This is a genomic window from Streptomyces sp. NPDC001970 (genome assembly GCF_053594115.1).
In genome coordinates, this window is sequence record NZ_JBSFDW010000012.1 from 19,635 (window position 1) to 41,040 (window position 21,406).

Below are 21,406 nucleotides of genomic sequence, written 5' to 3' on the forward strand. Positions count from 1 at the left end.
AAGATGCGGCCATGTCACATGCCATTCCCCCGACGATGCGCGCCATCAGCCAGGACCGTGCCGGCGGCCCCGAGGTACTGAAGATCATCGAAACCGACGTGCCGCTACCCGGCCCGACCGAGATCCTGGTCCGGGTCCATGCAGCCGGCGTCAACCCCTCCGACTGGAAGACCCGGGCACGCGGCGTGTTCGCCACCGGCCTCGAACCGCCCTTCACTCTCGGCTTCGACGTCTCCGGCGTCGTGGCGGCCGTGGGTCCCGGGGTCACGCTCTTCAAACCGGGCGACCGGGTCTTCGGCATGCCGCGGTTCCCCCACCCCGCAGGTGCGTACGCCGAGTACGTCACCGCGCCCGCTCGGCACTTCGCGCTTCTGCCCGAGGGGCTGGACCACGTGCAGGGAGCCGCACTGCCGCTGGCCTCGCTCACGGCATGGCAGTCCTTGGTCGACACGGCCGGTGTCCACCCGGGTCAGCGTGTGCTGGTCCATGCCGCCGCGGGCGGGGTGGGCCATCTCGCCGTGCAGATCGCCAAGGCGCGCGGGGCGCATGTCATCGGCACGGCGCGGGCGGTGAAGCACGAGTTCCTGCGCGGTCTGGGAGCGGACGAACTGGTCGACTACACCGAACAGGACTTCACGGAGGTCGTCCGCGACATCGATGTCGTGCTGGACACGGTGGGCGGCTCCTACTGGGCCCGTTCGCTGCGCACGCTGCGACCGGGCGGCACGCTGCTCTCGATCCTTCCGCCGGACGCGACGTTCCCGGCCGAGGCCGCTCGCGCCGCGGGGCTCCATGCCGTGTTCATGCTCGTCGAGCCCGACCACACCGGTCTGCGCCATGTGGCGGACCTGGTGGCGAGCGGGCGGCTTCGGGCCGAGGTCGCGGCGGTGTTTCCGCTGGAGGAGGCCGGCAGGGCGCATGAGCTGGGCGAAGCCGGCCGGACGACCGGAAAGATCGTCCTGTCCGTATTGACATCCAACTAGTTGGTTGGGTCTGGTGGAACACATGAAGAATTCCGTAGCCTCCTCCGTCCCGCGACGGGGCGCGGGCGTCGCAGGGGCAGAGGCCGGGCCTTCCGTCCCCTCGTCCCCCTCGCCCTCGACCGCTTCCGTAGCCCCCCACGCACCCTTCCTCCGGACCGTCACGGCCCTGTGCGTGGTCGGCCTGCTGGTCGTCAGCCAGCTCTACACCGTGCTGCCCGTGCTGGTGCCCCTCGCGGCTTCGTGGGGCACCACCCCCTCCGCGGCCGGCTGGACCGCCACCGCGTTCGGGTTCGGGTACGCCGCAGGCTTCCTGTTCTCCGGGCCGCTGTCCGACCGGTTCGGCCGGCGCCGTGTGATGACCGTGGGGCTGTGCCTCACAGCCGTCGCCACGGCCGTGGTCGCCGTCGCGCCCAGCCTCCTCGTCGGGTGTGCGGTGCGCGCCGTGCAGGGCGTGTGCGCCGCGGCTTTCGCGCCGGCTGCCTTCGCGTACATCGCCGAGCGGATCGAACCCGCCCGCCGCCTCGCCGCCATGACGTGGCTGACCAGCTCGTTCTTCTCCGCCGCGGTCCTGGGCCAGGTCTACGCCCAGTTCGTCAACGAGGCGGCGGGCTGGGAACCGGTCTTCCTGATCTGCGCGGCCGGGCTGGCGGGCGCCGCTCTGCTGCTGCACGTCGTCCTGACGGGGGACCGTGCGGCCAGTGCCTCCTCCATCGCCGGCGCCTTCCGGGCGATGGGCAGGCTTCTCACGGTCCCCTCGCTGGTGCTGTTCCTGCTCGCGACCGTCACCGTGCTGTGCGGGTTCGTGGCCGTCTTCACGGGCCTGCAGGTGGCGGGCGTGCCGGCTGTCGCGGGCGACCCCGACGCGCTGTTGGCGCTCCGGGCCGCGACGCTGCCCGCGATGATCCTGGTGCCGCTCTGCGCCCGGTGGCTGGTGCGACTGCCCGCCGCCACCCGGGTGATCGGCGGGCTTCTGCTGGCCGCGCTGATGGCCGGGGTGATGGCGTTGACGGCCCGTCAGGGCGACATCGCGGCTCCTTCGCTGGGCGCACTGCTCTTCGCCTTCGTGCTCGCGGTGGCGGTGACCGCTCCCGCGCTCGTCGAGGCCATCGGTGCCCAGGCCGGAGCCGCACGAGGCGCCGCCGTCGCGCTCTACACGTTCATGCTGTTCGTGGGCGCCAGCATCGGCCCGCAGCTGGCCGTCGCCACGAGCGACTCGTTCGCCGTGATGTGCTCGGCCGTCGCCGGTCTGTGCGTCGTGGGAGCGCTCCTCTCGGCGCTCGGCCGGCGCGCCGCCGGCTGACGGGTGCCGCCTGCTGCCCGTCGACGCCGCCGCGCCGGAGCTCGAACTGGCCCGCGCGGAGGCCGTGTACCGGCCGTCGCCGGCACGGATGTCGCGGGCGACCTGGCTGTTGCCTGCGCGGGCCGGCTCATCCGCGGCGACGCGCTGGTCCGATGGCGGCTTTTCGGTCCGGTGCCGTCGCCCACGGTGCGGGACGACTGACGTGCAATGGGCCCGTGGGCCCATGCGCCGTCCGCAGGACCGTTGTTAGCGTCCGGTGGTGGGCCACAGAGGAGATGGGGACGGGATGAGCACGCGCACCGCGGGTGGTACGGCACGACGCATCGTGATGACCGCGGCGGCTGCCGCGCTGACAGCCGGACTGGCCACCGGATGCGAGGGCGACGACAAGGCCGGGGGCGACGCGAAGAAGCCCGTCAAGGAGTCCGCTTCCGCGACGCCCTCGGAGGCCCCTCCGTCGAACGGCGTGCCGCCCGAGGCGTCCGACGCACCCGTGCCGCCCGCCTCCGAGCAGCCGAGCACCGGCAAGACCCTCACCAAGGCGGAGCTGACGCAGGCGGCCCTGGTGACCGGCGACGTACCGAACTACGTGGTCACACCGATGCAGGGCGGCGAGGAGCCCGGCACCGAGAAGGCGGACAAGCCGGACTGCCAGCCGCTGGCGGCGGTGATCAACGGCGCCCCCGAACCCGCCGCGAGCGCCACCGTGTACCGCACGGTCGTGGACAAGAGGGAAGAGGGCAACGAGAGGCAGACGGTCGTCACCGTGATCCTCACCTCCCACACGGCCGGCTCGGCGGACGCCGTCCTGAAGTCGGTGGGTACCGCCGTCGAGGCGTGTGCCGAGGGCTTCACCACGCACGGCGGTGACGGCGGCGCCTCGACCTACTCCGAGGTGAAGAAGCTGCCCACGCAAAGGGCGGGCGACGACGCGATCGCGTACCAGGTGACGGGCGCCATGGACGGCAGCAAGATGCCGCTGGTGTTCCACGTCGTACGCCGGGGGGCGACGGTCGCGACCTTCTACACCGCCAACTTCATCGACGCGAAGACGCCTGAGATCCCGGTGGCCCTGGTGCAGAAGCAGTCCGCGAAGTTGCCTTAGCGCCAGGGCGTGTCCGCGAAGTCCCGCCTGGCCCGCGACGCCCGGCACGCTCCCCGAGAGCCGGCGCCGGGGGCGCCCCAGCTGTGTTGGCGGGCTCGTCCAAGTACGCCCGGTACGAGGATGACCCTCCGCCTTGCGATCGCACGCACCAGACGCCGCAGGCCCTGCCCTTCGGGCAGACGGCGCCAATTTGCGGACACGGCCCAGCGACTCAGGGCGTCTCGATCGCGAGCTGTACGCCCGGTCGCAGACCCCAGCCCTCCATCGCCCCCGCCTCCGCCTCCAGCACATGGCGGGAGCGGAGGCGCATCATGCCCAGCCGCCCCGGCTTCATCGTCCGTACGTCGATCACACGCAGCTGCTTGTCCAGGTAGGCGACGTCGATGGCGAAGCGCATCCGGAAGGTGTGCACGCTGTTGCACGGGGTCAGCATGATCGCGCCGTCGATGCCGTCCCGGCCCAGCAGGCCTCGGGTGCGTGCCCGGTACGAGGCGGCTATCACCAGATCCACCGGATGGTCGTGGCCCGGGACTCTCAACTCGCCCTTGCCGTCATGCCAGATGCCCATGGGGGTAGACCGTAGCGGCAGTCGTGCGGTGATGGGCCCAGGATCACGGGGGAGTGGGTCCCTGGGCCCATGACCGTGGCGCGGGGCGGTTCTAGGGTCGAGCGCGTGGAGAACGGGTACGTCGCGCTGACCGTGATCGCCGCCGCCTGGGGAGCCGGGGCAGGGGCGCTCGTGCCGCGTGCCGCGTACCGGCTGTCCGTGGAGCCCGAGGAGGAATGGCGGGACGCGTGCCCTGCGGCGCATCCGATCACCGGGCCCGCGCGGGGCTGGCTGGGGCCGGCTCGGTGCGCGAGCTGCGCGGTGGCCGCTCCGGCGCCGGCTACCGCCCCGGCTCCGGCGCCCGCACCGGTGCCGTCGGCGGGTCAGGCTCCGGACGCGCCTGAGGACACCGCATCGGAATCCGGCACGACGGAAGCCGGCACGACGGAGGACACCGCTCCGGAACGGGAGCCCGTACCGTACCGGCCCTCCCTCCTCGTACCGGCCCTGACCGCGCTCGTCTGCGCCGCGCTCACGGCGGCGGCCGGGGCGCGGCCCGAAGCCGCCGTGTGGGTGCTGCTCGCGCCCGTCGCCGTACTGCTCGCGCTCATCGACCGCAACGTCCACCGGCTGCCTGACCACCTGACCCTGCCGCTCGCGGGCGCCGCCGCCGTGCTGCTCGGGGGTGCCGCGCTGCTTCCCGGTGCCGCCGGGTCGTGGACGAATGCGCTGCTCGGCGGTCTTGTGCTGTGCGCTGCGTACTTCGTGCTCTTCCTCATCAACCCCAACGGCATGGGCTTCGGCGATGTGAAGCTCGCCCTCTCGCTCGGCGTTGCGCTCGGCTGGTACGGCTGGGGTGTCCTGTTCGTGGGGGCCTTCGCGGGATTCCTGCTGGGGGCGGCATACGGGCTCGGGCTGGTCGTGCTCCGCAAGGCCGGGCGCAAGTCGGCGATCCCGTTCGGGCCGTTCATGATCTCGGGGGCGCTGATCGGGCTGCTGCTGGGAGCGCTCGCGGCCTAGTGCTGCCCGTGCGCACACGCGTACAGGACACCGCGCCCTTACCGCGCGCAGACTCGTGCCATGGACACCCAGGCCATGGACACCAAGCCCGTCAACCTCACCGAGGCGCTCGCCTCCTTCGACGAGGTCCACAGCCCGCGCATCGTGGCCCGCATGAACGACGACGACGTCCGCATCGCGCACACCGCAGGGGAGCACGTCTGGCACGTCCATGAGGACACCGACGAGCACTTCCTCGTCCTCGACGGCCGCTTCGACATCGCGCTGCGCAACGCCGCCGACGGTACGGAGACGACGGTCGAGCTCCGCAAGGGCGACACCTTCGTCGTGCCGAAGGGCACCGAGTACAAGCTCTCGTCGCCCGGCGGTTCGATCCTGATGTTCGAGCCGTCCGGGACCAGGACGACAGGTGACCGCCACGAGGGGGAGATCCCCGGTCATGTGGACAGCACGACGGGGCACGCCCTCTAGCATTCGGGCGTATGCGGACATTCATTGACAGAGTGACGGTGCCCGGTGCGCATACGGGCACAGCCCCGGCCCCCGTCGCACGGCCGCCCGCCGGCCGATCCGCCGCCCTCCTCCTTCCGTGGGGATGGGCGGCGGGGCTGTTCCTTCTCTACGCGACCGTCGCCGTGCGCCGCCACCTGCTGCTCCGCACGACCGGCTACGACCTCGGCATCTTCGAGCAGGCCGTGCGCGCCTACGCGCAACTCCGTGCCCCCGTCGTCCCGTTGCGCGGCGAAGGCTTCAACCTCCTCGGCGACCACTTCCACCCCCTCATCGCGGTCCTCGCCCCGCTCTACCGGCTCTGGCCGTCCCCGCTCTGTCTGCTCGTCGCCCAGTCCGCGCTGCTCGCCGTCGCCGTCGTACCGCTCGCCCGCTGGGCCGCCCGGGCGCTCGGGCTGCGCGCCGCGCATGTCGTCGCCTTCGGGTACGGGGCGAGCTGGGGCATCGCGTCGGCCTCGGCCTTCGACTTCCACGAGGTGGCCCTGGCCGTACCACTGCTCGCGTACGCGCTCGAGGCGCTCGGGCGGCAGCGATGGGGGCGGGCGGTGGCCTGGGCCGCGCCGCTGCTGCTGGTGAAGGAGGACCTGGGGCTGACGCTGGCCGCGGTCGGGATGTACATCGCCTGGCAGGGCGGGTGGCAGGCCGAGGGCGGATGGCGGGGCGGCGCCGGGAAGGGGGCGGGCGGACTCGGCGTCGTGACCGCCGTGGCCGGGCTGGTCGGCAGCGCGATCGAGATCAAGCTGATGCTTCCGGCGTTCAACCCCGGCGGGGGGTACGCGCACGGCGGCAACCTCGCCGACGGGCACGGCTCGCTCCTCGCCACGGTCGCCTTCGCCCCGCTGGACGCGCTCCGGCCCGACATCAAGGCGATGACCCTGATCCTCGTCTTCGCGCCGGCCGCGCTCGTCGCACTGCGTTCGCCGCTCTCGCTGCTGGCCGTACCGACGCTGGCCTGGCGGATGCTGTCCGAGAACGCCTTCCACTGGGGCACCGCCTTCCACTACAGCGCCGTCCTCATGCCGATCGTCTTCGCCGGCCTCGTCGACGCCCTCACCCGCTACCGGGTGTCCGGCCACCCCCTCGCGGCCCGCCACGTCCGCGCCTCGCTCCTGACCGTCATCGCCGTGACCGTGGTGATGCTTCCCTCCTTCCCTCTCGCCCAGCTGGCTCAGCGCGCCACGTGGCGCACGACCCCGCACGTCGAGGCCGCACGCTCGCTGCTCCAGCGCATCCCGGACGGGGCGACGGTCGCCGCGTCCAACCGGCTCGCGCCGCAGCTCACTTCGCGCTGCGAGGTCGTGATCTTCCCGACCTGGCCGGTCGAGGGACAGCTGTACGAGTACGACAGGAAGCGGCTGCCCCCGCCGACGGCGGAGTGGATCGTCCACGACCGCCGGGCGCCCGAGGCCTGGCCGTACAAGACGGGGCACTGGCCCTACCCGCCGGAGCAGCAGCTCGCGGAGCTGGACGCGGCGAAGCGCTCGTACGGCTACGAGGTCGTCGCCGAGCGCGACGGCATCACCCTGCTCCGGCGGACGGCCGACGCGACCGGGTGACCACGTGACCGCGTGACCGCGTGACCGTGTGACCGCGTGACCAGGTGATCGCGTGACCAGGTGATCGCTTGACCGCGTGACTGCTGGGGGGCAGGCCGGCCCCGGCCCTGCGGGCGTGCCCGGTGCCGCCGGGTGGGCCGCCGGGGTGTCCTCCTCGCCCGCCGGAACGGGCTCCGGTACGCCCCGTCCCCGCGCCCGAGGGGCGTAGGGGGCCGGGTCGGCGCCCTCGGGGACGAGGTCCGGGGCGGAGCCCTCTTCGGGAAAGGGCGCGTGGCGGGGAGAAGGTCCGCCGCAGGCGCCGCGCCCCTGACTGTCGCCATGTGGAGTACTGTCGAAGAGGTAAGTGACGCAACTGTCATGACGAGCCAAGGAGTTGGTCGGCGGTGGCCAAGGGCAAGATCTCCTACAGCTGTGGTCTCGACGCAGCGGTCGACGTCGTCGGCGGAAAGTGGAAGCCGATGATCCTCTGGGCCCTGCACGACGGGACCCACCGCTTCGGCGAGCTGAAGCGGCTGGTGCCCGGGGTGAGCGAGAAGATGCTGATCCAGCAGCTCCGCGAGCTGGAGGCGGACGGGGTCGTGCACCGGGAGGTGTACCGGGAGGTGCCGCCGAGGGTCGAGTACTCGCTCACCGATCTCGGTCAGGCGCTGAACACCGCGCTGCTGCCGCTGGGCCAGTGGGGTGAGGACTTCATGGACCAGATTCTGGCCAACAAAGCCCGCGCGGGGGACCGGGCCGCCTGATCCGCGTCCGCTCGCCCGGCCGGGTGGCGTCAACCGTGTGACCAGCGCCTCGGGTCCCCCGTGGGGAGTAGACGTACCCCTGTCTCCGTACGGCTTCGCCTACGTCCGACGCGGCACTTCCGGCAGGTTTCCGCCTTCGCACCGCAGTCCGGTGAATTCGGAGAGTAGTTGTGGCATGGCGTGGCACGCAGCATCACTTACGAAGGGTTATGGTGGAAACCCCCCCTCGGGCCGGTCCGTATCCCCCCCACGGACCGGCCCGTTTCTTGTGCCCGGCGTCTGCCGGGCAGTCGCCCGCTTCAGCCGGGCGATCGGGGTCAGCCTCGGCCGGCCCAGATGTTCGTCCCCGCGGTGTCCACCGCGAAGGCGTCGATCTCCTTCAGCTCCTCGTCCGAGAGCGGCGGGCCGGCGAGCGCCGCCACGTTCTCCTCCAGCTGCTCCACCCGGCTCGCGCCGATCAGCGCGGACGTCATGCGCTCGTCGCGCAGCACCCACTTCAGCGCCAGCTGGGCCAGCGACTGGCCGCGGCGCTGCGCGATCTCGTGCAGCCCGTTCAGCCGACGCAGCACCTCGTCCGAGAGCAGGTTCGGGTCGAGCGACTTGCCCTGCGTCGCCCGCGAGCCCTCCGGGATGCCGGTCAGATACTTGTTGGTCAGCAGGCCCTGGGCGAGCGGCACGAACGAGATGCAGCCCATGCCCGCCGTCTCCAGCGTGTCGAGCAGGCCGTCGTCCTCGATCCAGCGGTTGATCATCGAGTACGAGGGCTGGTGGATGAGCGCGGTAACACCCATTTCCCTCAGCAGCCGTGCCGCCTCGTCCGTCTGCTCGGCGTTGTACGAGGACACGCCCACGTACAGCGCCTTGCCCTGCTGGACGGCGGACGCCAGCGCGCCCATCGTCTCCTCGAGCGGGGTGTGCGGGTCGAAGCGGTGCGAGTAGAAGATGTCGACGTAGTCGAGGCCCATCCGCTTCAGAGACGCGTCGAGCGACGACAGCAGGTACTTGCGGGAGCCCCACTCGCCGTACGGGCCGGGGTGCATGAGGTAGCCGGCCTTGGTGGAAATGATCAGCTCGTCCCGGTACGGGGCGAAGTCCTGGGCGAAGATCTTGCCGAAGTTCAGCTCGGCGGAGCCGGGCGGGGGTCCGTAGTTGTTCGCCAGGTCGAAGTGAGTCACTCCCAGATCGAAGGCGCGGCGCAGGATCGCACGCTGCGAGTCGAGCGAGCGGTCGTCGCCGAAGTTGTGCCAGAGGCCGAGGGAGATCGCGGGAAGCTGCAGTCCGCTGCGGCCGGTGCGGCGGTACTCCATGGAGTCGTAGCGGCTCTCGGCGGCGCGGTAGTAGGGGGAATCGTTCATGCTTCTCTGCTTATCACGGACTTGTGACAGACCGGGTTGGGTGGCTGTGGCCGCTGCCCAGTAATGTGACGACCTCGGGGGAGCCACGGCATGCGAGAGGTGCCGCTGCGCGGCGGGCCGGACCCCACAAGGGTCGTGCCGGCCCGCACGAACCGAGAGGGTGGACTACGTGAACCTGCGCGACCTGGTGTACCGGCTCTACGCGCGCCGTGTGGAAGGCCGCCTCGACCATGCCCAGGTGCCCAAGCACATCGGCGTCATCCTGGACGGCAACCGGCGCTGGGCGAAGGCGTCCGGCGGTACGACGGAGCAGGGGCACAAGGCCGGCGCGAACAAGATCCACGAGCTGCTGGGCTGGTGCGCCGAGACCGACGTCGAGGTCGTCACGCTCTGGATGCTGTCCACGGACAACCTGGACCGTCCGGAGGAGGAGCTGGTTCCGCTCCTCGGCATCATCGAGGACGCGGTGCGCGGGCTGGCGGCGGACGGGCGCTGGCGGGTGCACCACGTCGGCACGCTGGATCTGCTGCCCGCACGCACCCAAGCCGTGCTCAAGGAGGCCGAGCAGTCGACCGTCGGCATCGACGGGATACTCGTCAACGTCGCCGTCGGCTACGGCGGGCGCCAGGAGATCGCGGACGCGGTGCGGTCGCTGCTGACGGAGCACGCGTCGAAGGGGACGAGCTTCGAGGAGCTCGCGGAGATCGTCGACACGGACCTGATCGCCTCGCACCTCTACACGCGGGGGCAGCCCGACCCCGACCTGGTGATCCGCACCAGTGGGGAGCAGCGGCTGTCGGGCTTCATGCTCTGGCAGAGCGCGCACTCCGAGTACTACTTCTGCGAAGTCTTCTGGCCGGCCCTCCGCAAGGTGGACTTCCTCCGGGCTCTGCGGGATTACGCGGCCCGCCACCGCCGCTACGGCGCCTGACCCGGGGGCGGCGCCCCCGGGCCCGCCCGGTCCTGGACGCGTCCGGCATCGTCGGGTGGTCCCGGGTGTCCGCTTCCATCGGTGGACGGGGTTCAGTGGTGCCCCCGGCGTCGTCGGGTGGGCCTGTGTGTCGGTCCTCCATTGCCGGGCGGGTTGGGTTGAGCCGTTGCCGGGGGGTGGTCCCGGGTGTCCGCTTCCATCGGTGGACGGGGTTCAGTGGTGCCCCCGGCGTCGTCGGGTGGGCCTGTGTGTCCGTCCTCCATTGCCGGGCGGGCTGGGTCGAGCCCGTTACCGCCGGGTGGGCCCGGGTGCTCGTCCTTCATTGCCGGGCGGGCTTCAACGGATTGAGCCGCAGGTCCGTTCTCAAACGCCGTACGGGCTCCAGTGGAGGCGCGTGCACCGTTCGTACGGGCTCAGAGTGCAGTGTGGGCCCATGGCTGGGTTGCCTCCCCCAGGGCTTCGCCCGGGGTACCCCTGTCGGCCCAGCCGAACGCATGCACGCCCCAGTCGCCGTGGGCGGCGCGAGGTTGTCGCCCACCGGAGCCGAGGGCTTGTCCCTCGCTCGGCGGAGCCGCAAAACCGATACGGCCGGGAAGGGGCGGGGCGGGGAAGGACGCCGCAGGTGGCCCCGAGCCCATCCCGCCCGGCCCACGCGGCGGCGGATCGCGCCGAGGCGCAGGGGTCTCGGCCGCGTCGGGACCGAGGCGCAGGGACGCCCGCCGACCCGCACCGCCACAAGCCCGCGGTCATGGTCATCGCCTGTTCATCGACGCGTCGTCATATGCCATGGCATGGCTGTGGTTGTTCGAGGGAATACCCCCTCCAGGTCGGCATCCGGACAACCAGTCCGGATGCCGCTCTACAGCGAGTGGCACGGAGCCGCTCGCCCGGGAGGCCCTTTGCGCCAGGACGACCGTGCGGTCAGCACGGAAGGAATGGGGGGCCGGTGCCCGGCCCGTGCATCGCGGCCGGAGACCGGTCCCACTGCCCGCGACGTCGTCGCACCCCGATCTCAGCCGAGGGGGTACGTCCTTCCGTGGTGAACAGCACAAAGCGCCGCATGCCCGACAGGCGCACCTACGTTCTCGACACCAGCGTCCTGCTGGCCGACCCGAAGGCTCTGGCCCGCTTCGACGAGCACGAAGTCGTGCTCCCGATCGTCGTGGTCACGGAGCTGGAGGCCAAGAGGCACCATCCGGAGCTCGGTTACTTCGCCCGGCAGGCCCTGCGCCTGCTGGACGACTTCCGGGTCCGGTACGGCCGCCTGGACGCACCCATTCCGATGGGCGACCTCGGCGGCACGCTCCGCGTCGAGCTCAACCACTCGGACCCCGGCGTGCTCCCCGCCGGCTACCGGCTGGGCGACAACGACTCGCGGATCCTCGCGGTGGCCCGCAATCTCCAGGCCGAGGGATACGACGTCACCGTCGTCTCCAAGGACCTGCCGCTGCGGATCAAGGCCTCGTCCGTCGGTCTCCTCGCCGAGGAGTACCGGGCGGAGCTTGCCATCACGGACTCCGGTTGGACCGGAATGTCCGAACTGGCCCTGTCTGCCGAGCAGGTGGACATCCTTTACGAGGAGGAGACGCTGTACGTTCCCGAGGCCGTGGACTTCCCCGTCCACACCGGCCTCGTCCTCCAGTCCGAGCGAGGCAAGGCCCTGGGCCGTATCACCGCCGAGGGCAATGTCCGCCTGGTCCGTGGGGACCGCGAGGCGTTCGGCATCCGTGGCCGCAGCGCCGAGCAGCGCATCGCCCTGGATCTGCTGCTCGACCCGGACGTCGGCATCGTCTCCATGGGCGGTCGCGCGGGCACCGGCAAGTCCGCGCTGGCCCTCTGTGCGGGCCTGGAAGCGGTGCTGGAGCGCCGGCAGCACCAGAAGGTGATGGTCTTCCGGCCGCTGTACGCCGTCGGCGGGCAGGAGCTCGGCTATCTGCCGGGCACCGAGGCCGAGAAGATGAGCCCCTGGGCGCAGGCGGTCTTCGACACGCTCTCCGCGGTTGCCGGCCGTGAGGTCATCGAGGAGGTCCTGGGCCGCGGCATGCTCGAGGTGCTGCCGCTCACCCATATCCGGGGCCGGTCCCTCCACGACGCGTTCGTCATCGTCGACGAGGCCCAGTCCCTGGAACGGAACGTCCTCCTGACCGTTCTGTCACGTATTGGGGCCAATTCCCGGGTCGTCCTGACGCACGATGTGGCGCAAAGGGACAATCTGCGCGTCGGCCGGTACGACGGAGTCGTCGCCGTCGTCGAGAAGTTGAAGGGGCATCCGCTGTTCGCCCACGTCACGCTCACCCGCTCCGAGCGCTCGCAGATCGCCGCGCTGGTGACCGAAATGCTGGAGGACGGGCACATCTGATCCCATAGCGCCCGCTAAAAACGGGTGATTCCGCGAGGAAGTTGGCGCCGCCCGGCGAAGCGAAGGATCTTAGCCGGGCGGCGTCGCGCTGCGCGGCGCTTTCGGTAAAACCCCTGAGGCAAACGAGGTGTGAGCTTTCACACGTAACGAAGAATTGCCTTGCGCCCTCGGCTTCCGGCAGAGTCTTGCTTCCGTCAGGCCCCGCATACGGCACACACGCATCCCCAGGGATGTGGCACCACACAACTCAACAGACGCCGCCGTATGCCGCCCGAGCACCATGCGGCGCTCCCCGCAAGGGAGTTGCCCGTCGGGCCCGTGCCTCCCGTGACCTAGCAAGTGGGGGTGCCAGTGCCAGGGGCACGATTGCGTCCGCGAGGTCACCTGTGCGGACGATGCTGGAAGGAAACCGTGTGAGCCGGATCTCGGTCCGGGGATTCGCCGTGGCGTCCGCCACAGCGGTCACCACCGTCGGCGCCGTCGTGGGCGTGGCCCAGGGCACCCCGCAGCCCTCGAACGACTTCGAGACGGCTGCCGCCGACGCGACGCTTCTCGCAGACATCCCCGTCGGTGAACAGGCCCAGGTTCAGGTCGCGTCCCTGACGCAGCAGGCCGATGCACAGGCCGCTGCCGCGGACGCGGCTGCAAAGAAGTCTGCCGAGGAAGCGGCCCGTATCCAGGCCGCCAAGGACGCCAAGGCGAAGAAGCAGGCCGCCGAGGAGCAGGCCGAGCGCGAGGCCGAGGAGAAGGCCGAGCGCGCAAGCCGCGACGCCGTCCGCAGCGCCTCCAGCTTCGCGACCCAGTCGTCCTACAGCGTCGCCGAGGTCCAGGCGATGGCCCGGCAGATGATTCCGGGCGACCAGTTCCAGTGCTTCAGCAACATCGTGGACCACGAGTCCACCTGGAACTACCGCGCCACCAACCCGTCTTCCGGCGCCTACGGTCTCGTCCAGGCGCTTCCGGGCTCCAAGATGGCGTCCGCCGGCGCCGACTGGCAGACCAACCCCGCCACCCAGATCAAGTGGGGCCTCAACTACATGAACGACCGCTACGGCAGCCCTTGCGGCGCCTGGTCGTTCTGGCAGGCCAACCACTGGTACTAGGCCCTCGGTACCGGGCCGCCCGACCTGGCCCGGCCCGACGCTCAACGTCGTGGAGCCCCTCGCCGTCCTACGGTGAGGGGCTTCGTGCGTGTACGGTCGGGGCGGACCCGGGGGAAGAGGGAAGCGAGATGTCGAGAACGCCGGAGTGGCTGGGGCGGCTGGGGGCCGGACTGGCCCGATGGGGAAAGCGGTTGGAGGAGCGCCGGGCCGAGGCGGCCCGCAACGGCAGCGGGAACGACAACGGCAACGGCAACGGCAACGGCGAAGAGGAGCCGGCCGCAGGAGGGCAGCGCGACAGCGTCCCGCCGCCGCCCTCGTACGCCCCCAGCGTCCCTGCCACCTCTTCCGCAACCGCCGCCGTCGCCACCAGGCCCGAGCCGGCATCGGCGATCCCGTGGGGGATGCGGGTCGCCGCCGAGGCCGGCTGGCGCCTGCTCGTCCTCGCCGGGACCCTGTGGGTGCTGATGCGGGTCATCAGCGCCGTGCAACTGGTCGTCCTCGCCTTCGTCGCCGCGCTGCTGATCACCGCACTGCTCCAGCCCACCGTGGCCAGGCTCAGGAAGGTCGGGCTGCCGCGCGGGATCGCCACCGCCGTCACCGCGATCCTGGGCTTCGTCGTCATGGGCCTGGTCGGCTGGTTCGTGGTCTGGCAGGTGCTGGACAACCTCGACAACGTCGCCGACCGGGTCAAGGACGGTATCGAGGAGCTCAAGCGCTGGCTGCTCAACAGTCCGTTCCACGTGACCGAGCAGCAGATCAACGACATCGCCAAGAACCTCCAGGACACCATCGGCACCAACACCGAGGAGATCACCTCCGCCGGGCTGCAGGGCGTGAGCGTGATGGTCGAGATCCTCACGGGGATGCTGCTGGCGATGTTCTCGACCCTCTTCCTGCTCTACGACGGGAAGCGGATCTGGCGGTGGTGCCTGAAGCTGGTGCCCGCGCAGGCGAGGCCCGGCGTCGCCGGGGCCGGCCCGCGTGCCTGGCGGACCCTGACCGCCTATGTGCGGGGCACGGTGGTGGTGGCCATGATCGACGCGATCTTCATCGGTCTCGGCATCTACTTCCTCGACGTCCCGCTCGCCGTGCCGCTCGCGGTCTTCATCTTCCTCTTCTCCTTCATCCCGCTCGTCGGCGCGGTCGTCTCGGGCGCGCTCGCGGTCATCGTCGCGCTCGTCACCCAGGGCGTGTTCACCGCGCTGATGGTGCTGGCCGTCGTCCTCGCCGTACAGCAGATCGAGGGCCATGTGCTGCAGCCGTTCATCCTCGGCCGCGCGGTGCGGGTGCATCCGCTCGCCGTCGTCCTCGCGGTGGCCGCGGGTGGCCTGACGGCCGGCATCGGCGGTGCGGTCGTGGCGGTGCCGCTGGTGGCGGTGACCAACACGGTGGTGGGCTATCTCCGCGCGTACAGCCAGGGGCAGGTGACTCGCATCGGCCCCGGACCGCACGGTGCCACGGTGATGGACGTGGCGCCGACACCGCCGCCGGGACAGGAGGGGGAGCGGTGATCTCGGAACCGGAGCTGGTGGGCGGAATCGATCTTCCCGCCCTTCCGGCCGCCGATGTCGTCGAGGCCGGCGACGACGGACCGAAGCCGCCGCGGCCGCCCCGCCCCTGGCTGTGGGCGCTCGGCGGTGCGGTGCTCGCGTCCGCGGTGTGGGCGGGCGGCCTGTACGCGTCTGAGCGCATCGGCCCCGATCTCGGCGGTTACCGGGTGAGCCGCAACCTGTGCCAGGACGCGGAGTTCACGGCCCTGTCGGCGGCGGTCGGGAAGCGGAGCGAGGGCAACGCGGAGATCGACGAGCACCCGGCGCTCGACGACTCGTTCTGCCATTTCGAGATCGTGCAGACCGAGGAAGTCGAGTACTGGGTGGCGGTCTCCTACCAGCTCCACAAAGAGGTCGACCCCGGGCCTGAGTTCGACGCCGTGGCCCGGCCGCCGTCGGTCGACGGCGAGACCATCGAGCCCGAACGCGTCGAGGGCATCGGCGAGCGCGCGTACCTGCTGGTGGGGCAGGACAGCCAGGGTGAGCTGGACCTGATGGTGCTGGACGGCCAGGCCGTGGTCCGCGTCGACATCAGTGCCGAGCGCGCCCTGGACGACGAAACGTGGGCACCGGAGCCCGTCGATGTCTCCGCCCTCGAGGCCCCGGTCGTCGAGGACGTGAAGGCGCTGCTGGCACGCCTCAAGCGCCCCGTGTGACGCAACAGACCCGGACGCTGAACACTTCCGGACGGCGCCGCGAAGTCGCTCACGACCGACCGGTAACCGAACAGTGGATCACCGGCGTCCGCGGCACCGGCGTCGGCCTGATCGTGCTGCGGGGCCGTGACGCACTGCAGGACCGGGTCTCCCGCTCGCCGGCACTGCGTACGTGGAGCCTGCGGCTTCCGCTGTTCGCGGCCTCGGCGGTGGTGGTCGGAGGGGCGGTGGCCTCGGCCCAGGCCGCGGCCCGGCTCGCGGGTTCGTGAGGCGCAGGGCGCGGGTTCGTGAGCCAGGGACGTCCGCGTACGGCAAAGGCGCCCCGCCCGGCACAGCCGGGCGGGGCGCCCTTGTCACGACTCGGCGAGTCAGCCCGCCATGACGGCTTCCGCCTCGATCGTCGTACCGACCGCCTGGATCACCGAAGCGATCTTGAAGGCTTCCTGGATGACGTCGCGCTCGACACCCGCCTTGCGGAGCACCTGCTCGTGCGAGTCGAGGCACTGGCCGCAGCCGTTGATCGCGGAGACCGCGAGCGACCACAGCTCGAAGTCGGTCTTCTCGACACCCGGGTTGCCGATGACGTTCATCCGCAGGCCCGCGCGCAGCGTCCCGTACTCGGGGTCCGACAGCAGGTGCCGGGTCCGGTAGAAGACGTTGTTCATCGCCATGATCGCGGCGGCCGACTTGGCGGCCGTGTACGCCTCGGCGGACAGGTTGGCCTTGGCCTCCGGCTCGAGCTCACGCAGCACGATCGGCGAGCGCGAGGCGATTGCGCAGGCCAGCACCGTGCCCCACAGCTGCTGCTGCGGGAGCTCGCTGTTGCCGATCACCGAACCGAGGTTCAGCTTCAGGTCCTTGGCATAGTCCGGCAGCGCGGACTTCAGCTCATCGAGAGCCATGCTCACTCACCGGCCAGCAGCTGGACCGGGTCAAGGGTGTTCTCGCCCTTGGTCCAGTTGCAGGGGCAGAGCTCATCGGTCTGCAGGGCGTCGAGGACCCGCAGGACCTCCTTGGGGTTACGGCCGACGGAACCGGCGGTCACCATCGTGAACTGGATCTCGTTGTTCGGGTCGACGATGAAGACGGCGCGCTGCGCGAAGCCGTCCTCGCCCTCGATGCCGAGGTCGCGCATCAGCTCGTGCTTGGAGTCGGCCATCATCGGGAAGGGCAGGTCACGCAGGTCGGCGTGGTCCTTGCGCCAGGCGTGGTGGACGAACTCGGAGTCGCCGGAGAAACCGAGGACCTGGGCGTCACGGTCGGCGAACTCGTCGTTCAGCTTGCCGAAAGCGGCGATCTCGGTGGGGCAGACGAAGGTGAAGTCCTTGGGCCACGCGAAGACGACCTTCCACTTGCCCTCGTAGGACTTGTGGGTGATCTGGTCGAACTCCTTGCCGCTCTCCAGCGAGACGCAGGCAGTCAGCTCGAACGTGGGGAACTGGTCACCGACAGTGAGCACGCGCTCTCCTTGCAGGTTGGAAGGCCCCTCGTGAGGGCTTCCTGGGGTTGGACGGAGCTCCACCCTGGCACAGAGTGCATTGATCGCAGAAATAGCTAGACTAGGTCGTCGCGATCGGAGGTACTTATCAATGGCGGCGATGGCTGCGGGAACGAATACGGTGAACCGGGGCAAGCATCCCGGCAAGCAGCCCAGCCTGGCGCAGTTGCGTGCCTTCGCCGCCGTGGCCGAGCATCTGCACTTCCGGGACGCGGCGACCGCAATCGGGATGAGTCAGCCCGCGCTGTCCGGAGCCGTTTCGGCGCTGGAGGAGGCACTGGGTGTCCAGCTGCTGGAGCGTACGACGCGCAAGGTGCTGCTGTCGCCCGCGGGGGAGCGGCTCGCGGTCCGTGCGAAGGCCGTCCTCGACGCGGTCGGGGAGCTCCTGGAGGAGGCCGAGGCGGTACGGGCCCCGTTCACCGGCGTGCTGCGGCTGGGTGTGATTCCGACGGTCGCGCCGTATCTGCTGCCGAGCGTGCTGCGGCTGGTGCACGAGCGCTACCCGGAGCTGGACCTCCAGGTGCACGAGGAGCAGACCTCGTCGCTCCTGGAGGGGCTGTCCGGCGGGCGGCTCGACCTGCTGCTGCTCGCGGTGCCGCTCGGGGTGCCGGGCGTGACCGAACTTCCCCTCTTCGACGAGGACTTCGTCCTCGTGACGGAGCAGGAGCACTGGCTCGGCGGCCGCCACGACATTCCGCGCGAGGCGCTGAAGGAGCTTCCGCTGCTGCTGCTCGACGAGGGGCACTGTCTTCGTGACCAGGCCCTCGACATCTGCCGCGAGGCCGGCCGCACGGACGGCGCCCCGGTCACCACGACCGCGGCCGGCCTCTCGACGCTGGTCCAGCTGGTCGCGGGCGGGCTGGGCGTGACGCTGCTGCCGCGCACCGCCGTCCAGGTCGAGACGGGCCGCAACGACCGCCTGGTGACCGGATACTTCGCCGATCCGGCCCCCGCGCGCCGTGTCGCTCTGGCGATGCGCGCCGGGGCGGCCCGACAGGGCGAGTTCGAGGAGTTCGCGGACGCCCTCCGGGAGGCCCTCGCGGGACTCCCGGTGCGGGTGCTGCCCGCCGCAGGTACGTGACCGTGTCCCGCGACCGACGGTGACCGTCCCTCCTCATTTCACACCACGGTGCGGTCCCTCCCCGAGGGGAAGGACCACACCGTGGTGCGGTCAGGGGGCGCTACTCCGTCCGCAGACCTTCCGGCCGCATCATCCGCCACAGCGGCGGCAGGCTGAGCGCGGTCACGACGAGGACCACGGCCGCGCCGATGCCGGTCATCGCGGCCACGGAGCCCCAGTCGAAGCTCACCGGGCGGTTCACCATGCGCAGCAGGACCGCACCGAGGGCGAGCCCGGTGGTACAGGCGAGGGCGAGGCCGAGCAGGATCGGGATGGCGGTCTGCCAGAGGACCGAGGCGCCGAGGGTGCGGCGGCGGGTGCCGAAGGCGACGAGCGCCGCGAGCAGCTTCCTGCGTTCCCGCAGCTGCTCCATCTGGGAGACGAAGAGGCTGGCCCCGATCAGCAGCAGCACCGCGGCCGAGCCGATCAGCAGGCCCCTCTGCACGGAGGCGAAGCGGTCGTTGACCTGGATCGCCCGCAGGGTCATCGGCACCAGCATCGGGTCGGACTGGGCGATCGCGTTCCGGGCGTGTTCGAGGGCGTCGGGCACGCTCTCGTCGAGGGTGACGTAGGTGGTGTGGCTGAGGCTGTCCCCGGCGAGCTCGGGCAGCGCGGACGGGGTGGCGATGATGCCGCCGCGCGCGTGGCCGGTGGGGTCGGGGCGGGCGTCCACGGTGGGGGCGTCCGCCGGGACCGTCCAGGCGATCGCCTCGAGCGGTCCCGTGTCGTCGGTGAGCGGGTTGAGGAAGGCCTGTCGGCCGGGCTTCGCGCTGGGCTCGGCGTCGGACAGCTTCGGGTCCGGCCGGAGCAGGAACACGTCCCCTTCCTCACAGGTGCTGAGCCGGGCGATCTCCCGCAGTGAGACGCAGTCGGCGACCGTGAGCGGGACGAACGAGTCGGGGTTGCGGGCCTTGTCGCCGAGATCCGTCGAGGCGAGAGACACGGCGTGCTTCACGCCCGTCGCGGAGGAGATGTGCTCGACGATCTTCGGCATCCGGGAGTCCGCCACCTGGGAGGGGGTGAGCACCTGGAGCTGCGCACGTTCGAGGTCGGCGCCCGTGGACTTGGTGTACTGGCTCTCCACACCGGTGAACAGGGACTGCAGGGCGATCGCCCCGGCCACCGCCACGGCGATGCCGTTGACCGGGCGTACGGCGATGCCGCTGCTCAGCTGGAGGCGGCGGACGGCGAGCTGCCAGGAGACGGAGCCGCCGCCGAGCCGGGTCACGGCGAACTCGACCAGCCAGGGCAGCAGGGCGGTGATGCCGACGAGGAGCAGGACCACGCCCCCGGTGACCTGCCACTGGTTGAACTGCTCGCCGTCGTCCTGCCCGATCATCGGGTAGAGGAGCGCCAGGCCGGCCAGCGGCATCAGCAGCCGCCACCACAGCCGCCGCCGCGGGGGCCTGGAGACGCGGACCACGCCCAGCGGTTCGATGACGACGCCGCGCATCGTGAAGAGCGTGACGGCGACGGAGGCGATGGGCACGGCCACGGCGACGAGGAGGGTCAGCGTCGGGCTCGGGTTGAGGTCCGAAGGGTAGATCCCGGTCTCCAGGATGCCGACCCGGTCGGCCAGTTGGCGTCCGGCGAAGAAGAGGGCGAGCCCGACGAACAGTCCGAGCACGGCGCCGCCCAGCGCCTCGCCCGCCGCGATCCTGCGGGTCGTCGCCCCGTCCGCGCCGACCAGCCGCAGTGCGGCCAGCCGCCGGTCGCGGCGTTCGCCGCCGAAGCGGACCGCGGCGGCGATGAAGACGGCCACGGGAAGGAGCAGCACGACGAAGATGATCAGGATGAGAAGCAGGAGGACGGGGTCCCAGGGCTCCTTCGGCGGCGCGTCACCGAAGCCGTTGATCTGCTGGACGAAGTCCTGGCCCGCCTCGATGGTGTCGCTGCCGGCGTAGTACGCCAGTTCGTGCGGGCCGATCAGGCCCTCTTCCCCGATGGTGCCGACGTTCTTGTACGGCAGGCGGGGCTCCAGCAGCTTGCCCTCGGAGGAGTCGAGGAGTGCGGCGAGCGCCGGGGAGACCATCATCTCGCCGGGGCCGGGGAAGCTGCTCAGCCCGGGAGGCAGCGGGGCCTCGTCGCCCTGTGGGCGTACCAGCCGGGTCACGACGTTGCGCTCGCGGAAGGTGCTGTCGTTCTGGGCGATGAGCAGGGTGTCGTCGCCGGCCTGCTCGGCCACGGTGTAGTTGTTGCGGGTGTCGGTCCGCTCCGTGCGGGCCTCGATGGCGCTGGGGATGGCGGTGGTGAAGAGCAGCAGGGCCACGCCGAGGCCGACTCCGACGGCGGTCAGCAGGGTTCGTGTCCACCCTTCCCGGCCCCCGGTGACGGAGAACTTGGCGCCCATGAGCAGGTCCCGCGGCCAGGTCCGGGCGCTCATACGGCGCGCTCCATGTCCCGGGACTTTCCGTCGCGCACGACGATCTCGCGGTCCGAGTACGCGGCGACGCGCGCCTCGTGGGTGACGAGGACGACCGCGGCGTTCGTGGACCGGGCGGCCTCGGTGAGCAACTGCATGACGCGCTCGCCGTTGAGCGAGTCCAGGGCACCGGTCGGCTCGTCCGCGAACAGCACACGCGGGCCGCTGACCAGCGCGCGGGCCACGGCGACGCGCTGACCCTGTCCGCCGGAGACCTCGCCGGGGCGCTTGCCGCCGAGGTCGTCGACCTCCAGACGCTCCATCCACTGCAGGGCGGTCCGCTCGGCGTCCTTGCGCCTGGCGCCGCCCAGCCGCAGCGGCAGCGCCACGTTCTCGACACAGGTCAGCTCCGGAACGAGCTGCCCGAACTGGAAGACGAACCCGAACGCGCTGCGGCGGAGCGCGCTGCGCTCGGCGTCGCTCATCGCGGACAACTCGCGGCCGTCGTAGGTGATGGTGCCGGAGTCCGGGGTGACGATCCCGGCGAGGCAGTGCAGCAGTGTGGACTTGCCTGAGCCGGAGGGGCCCATGACGGCGACGACCTCGCCGGGGTGGATGGAGAACTCGGCGCCGTCGAGCGCGGTCGTGGGCCCGTACGCCTTGCGGAGGTTGTCCGCGACGAGCAGGGAGCCGTCCGGGGTCATGCGG

At 71.1% G+C, this 21,406-nt stretch carries 20 protein-coding genes; 14 read left to right on the forward strand and 6 right to left on the reverse strand.

From position 1 onward, the window contains the following. Positions 1-11 precede the first annotated feature (11 nt). From ACWCP0_RS16865 to ACWCP0_RS16875, 3 genes are all read left to right on the forward strand, one after another. Positions 12-983, forward strand: a complete 972-nt coding sequence (locus ACWCP0_RS16865; protein WP_451079567.1) for an NADP-dependent oxidoreductase — start codon at positions 12-14, stop codon at positions 981-983. 22 nt (positions 984-1,005) lie between these two features. Next, a complete protein-coding gene (locus ACWCP0_RS16870) occupies positions 1,006-2,283 on the forward strand; it encodes an MFS transporter (RefSeq protein WP_451079568.1) in 1,278 nt (425 codons plus the stop codon). 286 nt (positions 2,284-2,569) lie between these two features. Next, the gene (locus tag ACWCP0_RS16875; protein ID WP_451079569.1) at positions 2,570-3,388 is read left to right on the forward strand and encodes a hypothetical protein; all 819 of its coding nucleotides are present in this window, start codon (positions 2,570-2,572) and stop codon (positions 3,386-3,388) included. A gap of 211 nt (positions 3,389-3,599) precedes the next feature. On the opposite strand, the gene ACWCP0_RS16880 is transcribed toward ACWCP0_RS16875, so the two are convergent. Continuing rightward, entirely contained in the window at positions 3,600-3,956 is a 357-nt protein-coding gene (locus ACWCP0_RS16880) for a DUF192 domain-containing protein (protein ID WP_451079570.1), read from the reverse strand. 105 nt (positions 3,957-4,061) lie between these two features. Here ACWCP0_RS16880 and ACWCP0_RS16885 point away from each other — a divergent pair, with 105 nt between their 5' ends. From ACWCP0_RS16885 to ACWCP0_RS16900, 4 genes are all read left to right on the forward strand, one after another. Next, on the forward strand, positions 4,062-4,955 hold the full coding sequence (locus ACWCP0_RS16885; protein WP_451079571.1) for a prepilin peptidase: 894 nt from the start codon (positions 4,062-4,064) through the stop codon (positions 4,953-4,955). A 75-nt stretch (positions 4,956-5,030) separates the two neighbouring features. Beyond that, a complete protein-coding gene (locus ACWCP0_RS16890; RefSeq protein ID WP_451079705.1) occupies positions 5,031-5,426 on the forward strand; it encodes a cupin domain-containing protein in 396 nt (131 codons plus the stop codon). 11 nt (positions 5,427-5,437) lie between these two features. Beyond that, positions 5,438-7,021: a DUF2079 domain-containing protein gene (locus ACWCP0_RS16895; RefSeq protein WP_451079572.1), complete on the forward strand. Its 1,584-nt coding sequence runs from the start codon at positions 5,438-5,440 to the stop codon at positions 7,019-7,021. A gap of 383 nt (positions 7,022-7,404) precedes the next feature. Then, on the forward strand, positions 7,405-7,764 hold the full coding sequence (locus tag ACWCP0_RS16900) for a winged helix-turn-helix transcriptional regulator (protein ID WP_451079573.1): 360 nt from the start codon (positions 7,405-7,407) through the stop codon (positions 7,762-7,764). 317 nt (positions 7,765-8,081) lie between these two features. Here ACWCP0_RS16900 and mgrA read toward each other — a convergent pair whose 3' ends face one another. Continuing rightward, on the reverse strand, positions 8,082-9,119 hold the full coding sequence (gene mgrA, locus ACWCP0_RS16905; RefSeq protein ID WP_451079574.1) for an L-glyceraldehyde 3-phosphate reductase: 1,038 nt from the start codon (positions 9,117-9,119) through the stop codon (positions 8,082-8,084). 169 nt (positions 9,120-9,288) lie between these two features. Between mgrA and ACWCP0_RS16910 the strand changes: the two genes are divergently transcribed. The 6 genes from ACWCP0_RS16910 to ACWCP0_RS16935 all read left to right on the forward strand — a co-directional run bounded on the left by ACWCP0_RS16910 (position 9,289) and on the right by ACWCP0_RS16935 (position 15,987). Next, positions 9,289-10,050 (forward strand): isoprenyl transferase, encoded by a 762-nt coding sequence (locus ACWCP0_RS16910; RefSeq protein WP_351226417.1) that lies wholly within the window; start codon positions 9,289-9,291, stop codon positions 10,048-10,050. A gap of 1,036 nt (positions 10,051-11,086) precedes the next feature. Continuing rightward, positions 11,087-12,409, forward strand: coding sequence for a PhoH family protein (locus tag ACWCP0_RS16915; protein WP_451079575.1), 1,323 nt, complete (start codon positions 11,087-11,089; stop codon positions 12,407-12,409). A 413-nt stretch (positions 12,410-12,822) separates the two neighbouring features. Further along, positions 12,823-13,512, forward strand: coding sequence for an aggregation-promoting factor C-terminal-like domain-containing protein (locus ACWCP0_RS16920; RefSeq protein ID WP_451079576.1), 690 nt, complete (start codon positions 12,823-12,825; stop codon positions 13,510-13,512). 128 nt (positions 13,513-13,640) lie between these two features. Further along, positions 13,641-15,023, forward strand: a complete 1,383-nt coding sequence (locus ACWCP0_RS16925) for an AI-2E family transporter (protein WP_451079577.1) — start codon at positions 13,641-13,643, stop codon at positions 15,021-15,023. Next, on the forward strand, positions 15,020-15,718 hold the full coding sequence (locus tag ACWCP0_RS16930; RefSeq protein ID WP_451079578.1) for a hypothetical protein: 699 nt from the start codon (positions 15,020-15,022) through the stop codon (positions 15,716-15,718). Before ACWCP0_RS16925 ends, ACWCP0_RS16930 begins: the two co-directional genes overlap by 4 nt. Then, positions 15,715-15,987, forward strand: coding sequence for a hypothetical protein (locus ACWCP0_RS16935; protein ID WP_451079579.1), 273 nt, complete (start codon positions 15,715-15,717; stop codon positions 15,985-15,987). Before ACWCP0_RS16930 ends, ACWCP0_RS16935 begins: the two co-directional genes overlap by 4 nt. A gap of 99 nt (positions 15,988-16,086) precedes the next feature. On the opposite strand, the gene ACWCP0_RS16940 is transcribed toward ACWCP0_RS16935, so the two are convergent. Next, positions 16,087-16,620 carry an alkyl hydroperoxide reductase gene (locus ACWCP0_RS16940; RefSeq protein WP_451079580.1) on the reverse strand — a complete coding sequence of 178 codons (534 nt, stop codon included), beginning with the start codon at positions 16,618-16,620 and terminating at the stop codon, positions 16,087-16,089. Positions 16,621-16,622: 2 nt separating this feature from the next. Then, positions 16,623-17,177: a peroxiredoxin gene (locus ACWCP0_RS16945; RefSeq protein ID WP_451079581.1), complete on the reverse strand. Its 555-nt coding sequence runs from the start codon at positions 17,175-17,177 to the stop codon at positions 16,623-16,625. A 139-nt stretch (positions 17,178-17,316) separates the two neighbouring features. Between ACWCP0_RS16945 and ACWCP0_RS16950 the strand changes: the two genes are divergently transcribed. Next, positions 17,317-18,297 carry a hydrogen peroxide-inducible genes activator gene (locus ACWCP0_RS16950; protein ID WP_451079582.1) on the forward strand — a complete coding sequence of 327 codons (981 nt, stop codon included), beginning with the start codon at positions 17,317-17,319 and terminating at the stop codon, positions 18,295-18,297. Positions 18,298-18,397: 100 nt separating this feature from the next. On the opposite strand, the gene ACWCP0_RS16955 is transcribed toward ACWCP0_RS16950, so the two are convergent. After that, entirely contained in the window at positions 18,398-20,719 is a 2,322-nt protein-coding gene (locus ACWCP0_RS16955; RefSeq protein ID WP_451079583.1) for an ABC transporter permease, read from the reverse strand. Continuing rightward, positions 20,716-21,402 carry an ABC transporter ATP-binding protein gene (locus ACWCP0_RS16960; RefSeq protein ID WP_451079706.1) on the reverse strand — a complete coding sequence of 229 codons (687 nt, stop codon included), beginning with the start codon at positions 21,400-21,402 and terminating at the stop codon, positions 20,716-20,718. Before ACWCP0_RS16960 ends, ACWCP0_RS16955 begins: the two co-directional genes overlap by 4 nt. Between the last annotated feature and the right edge of the window lie 4 nt (positions 21,403-21,406).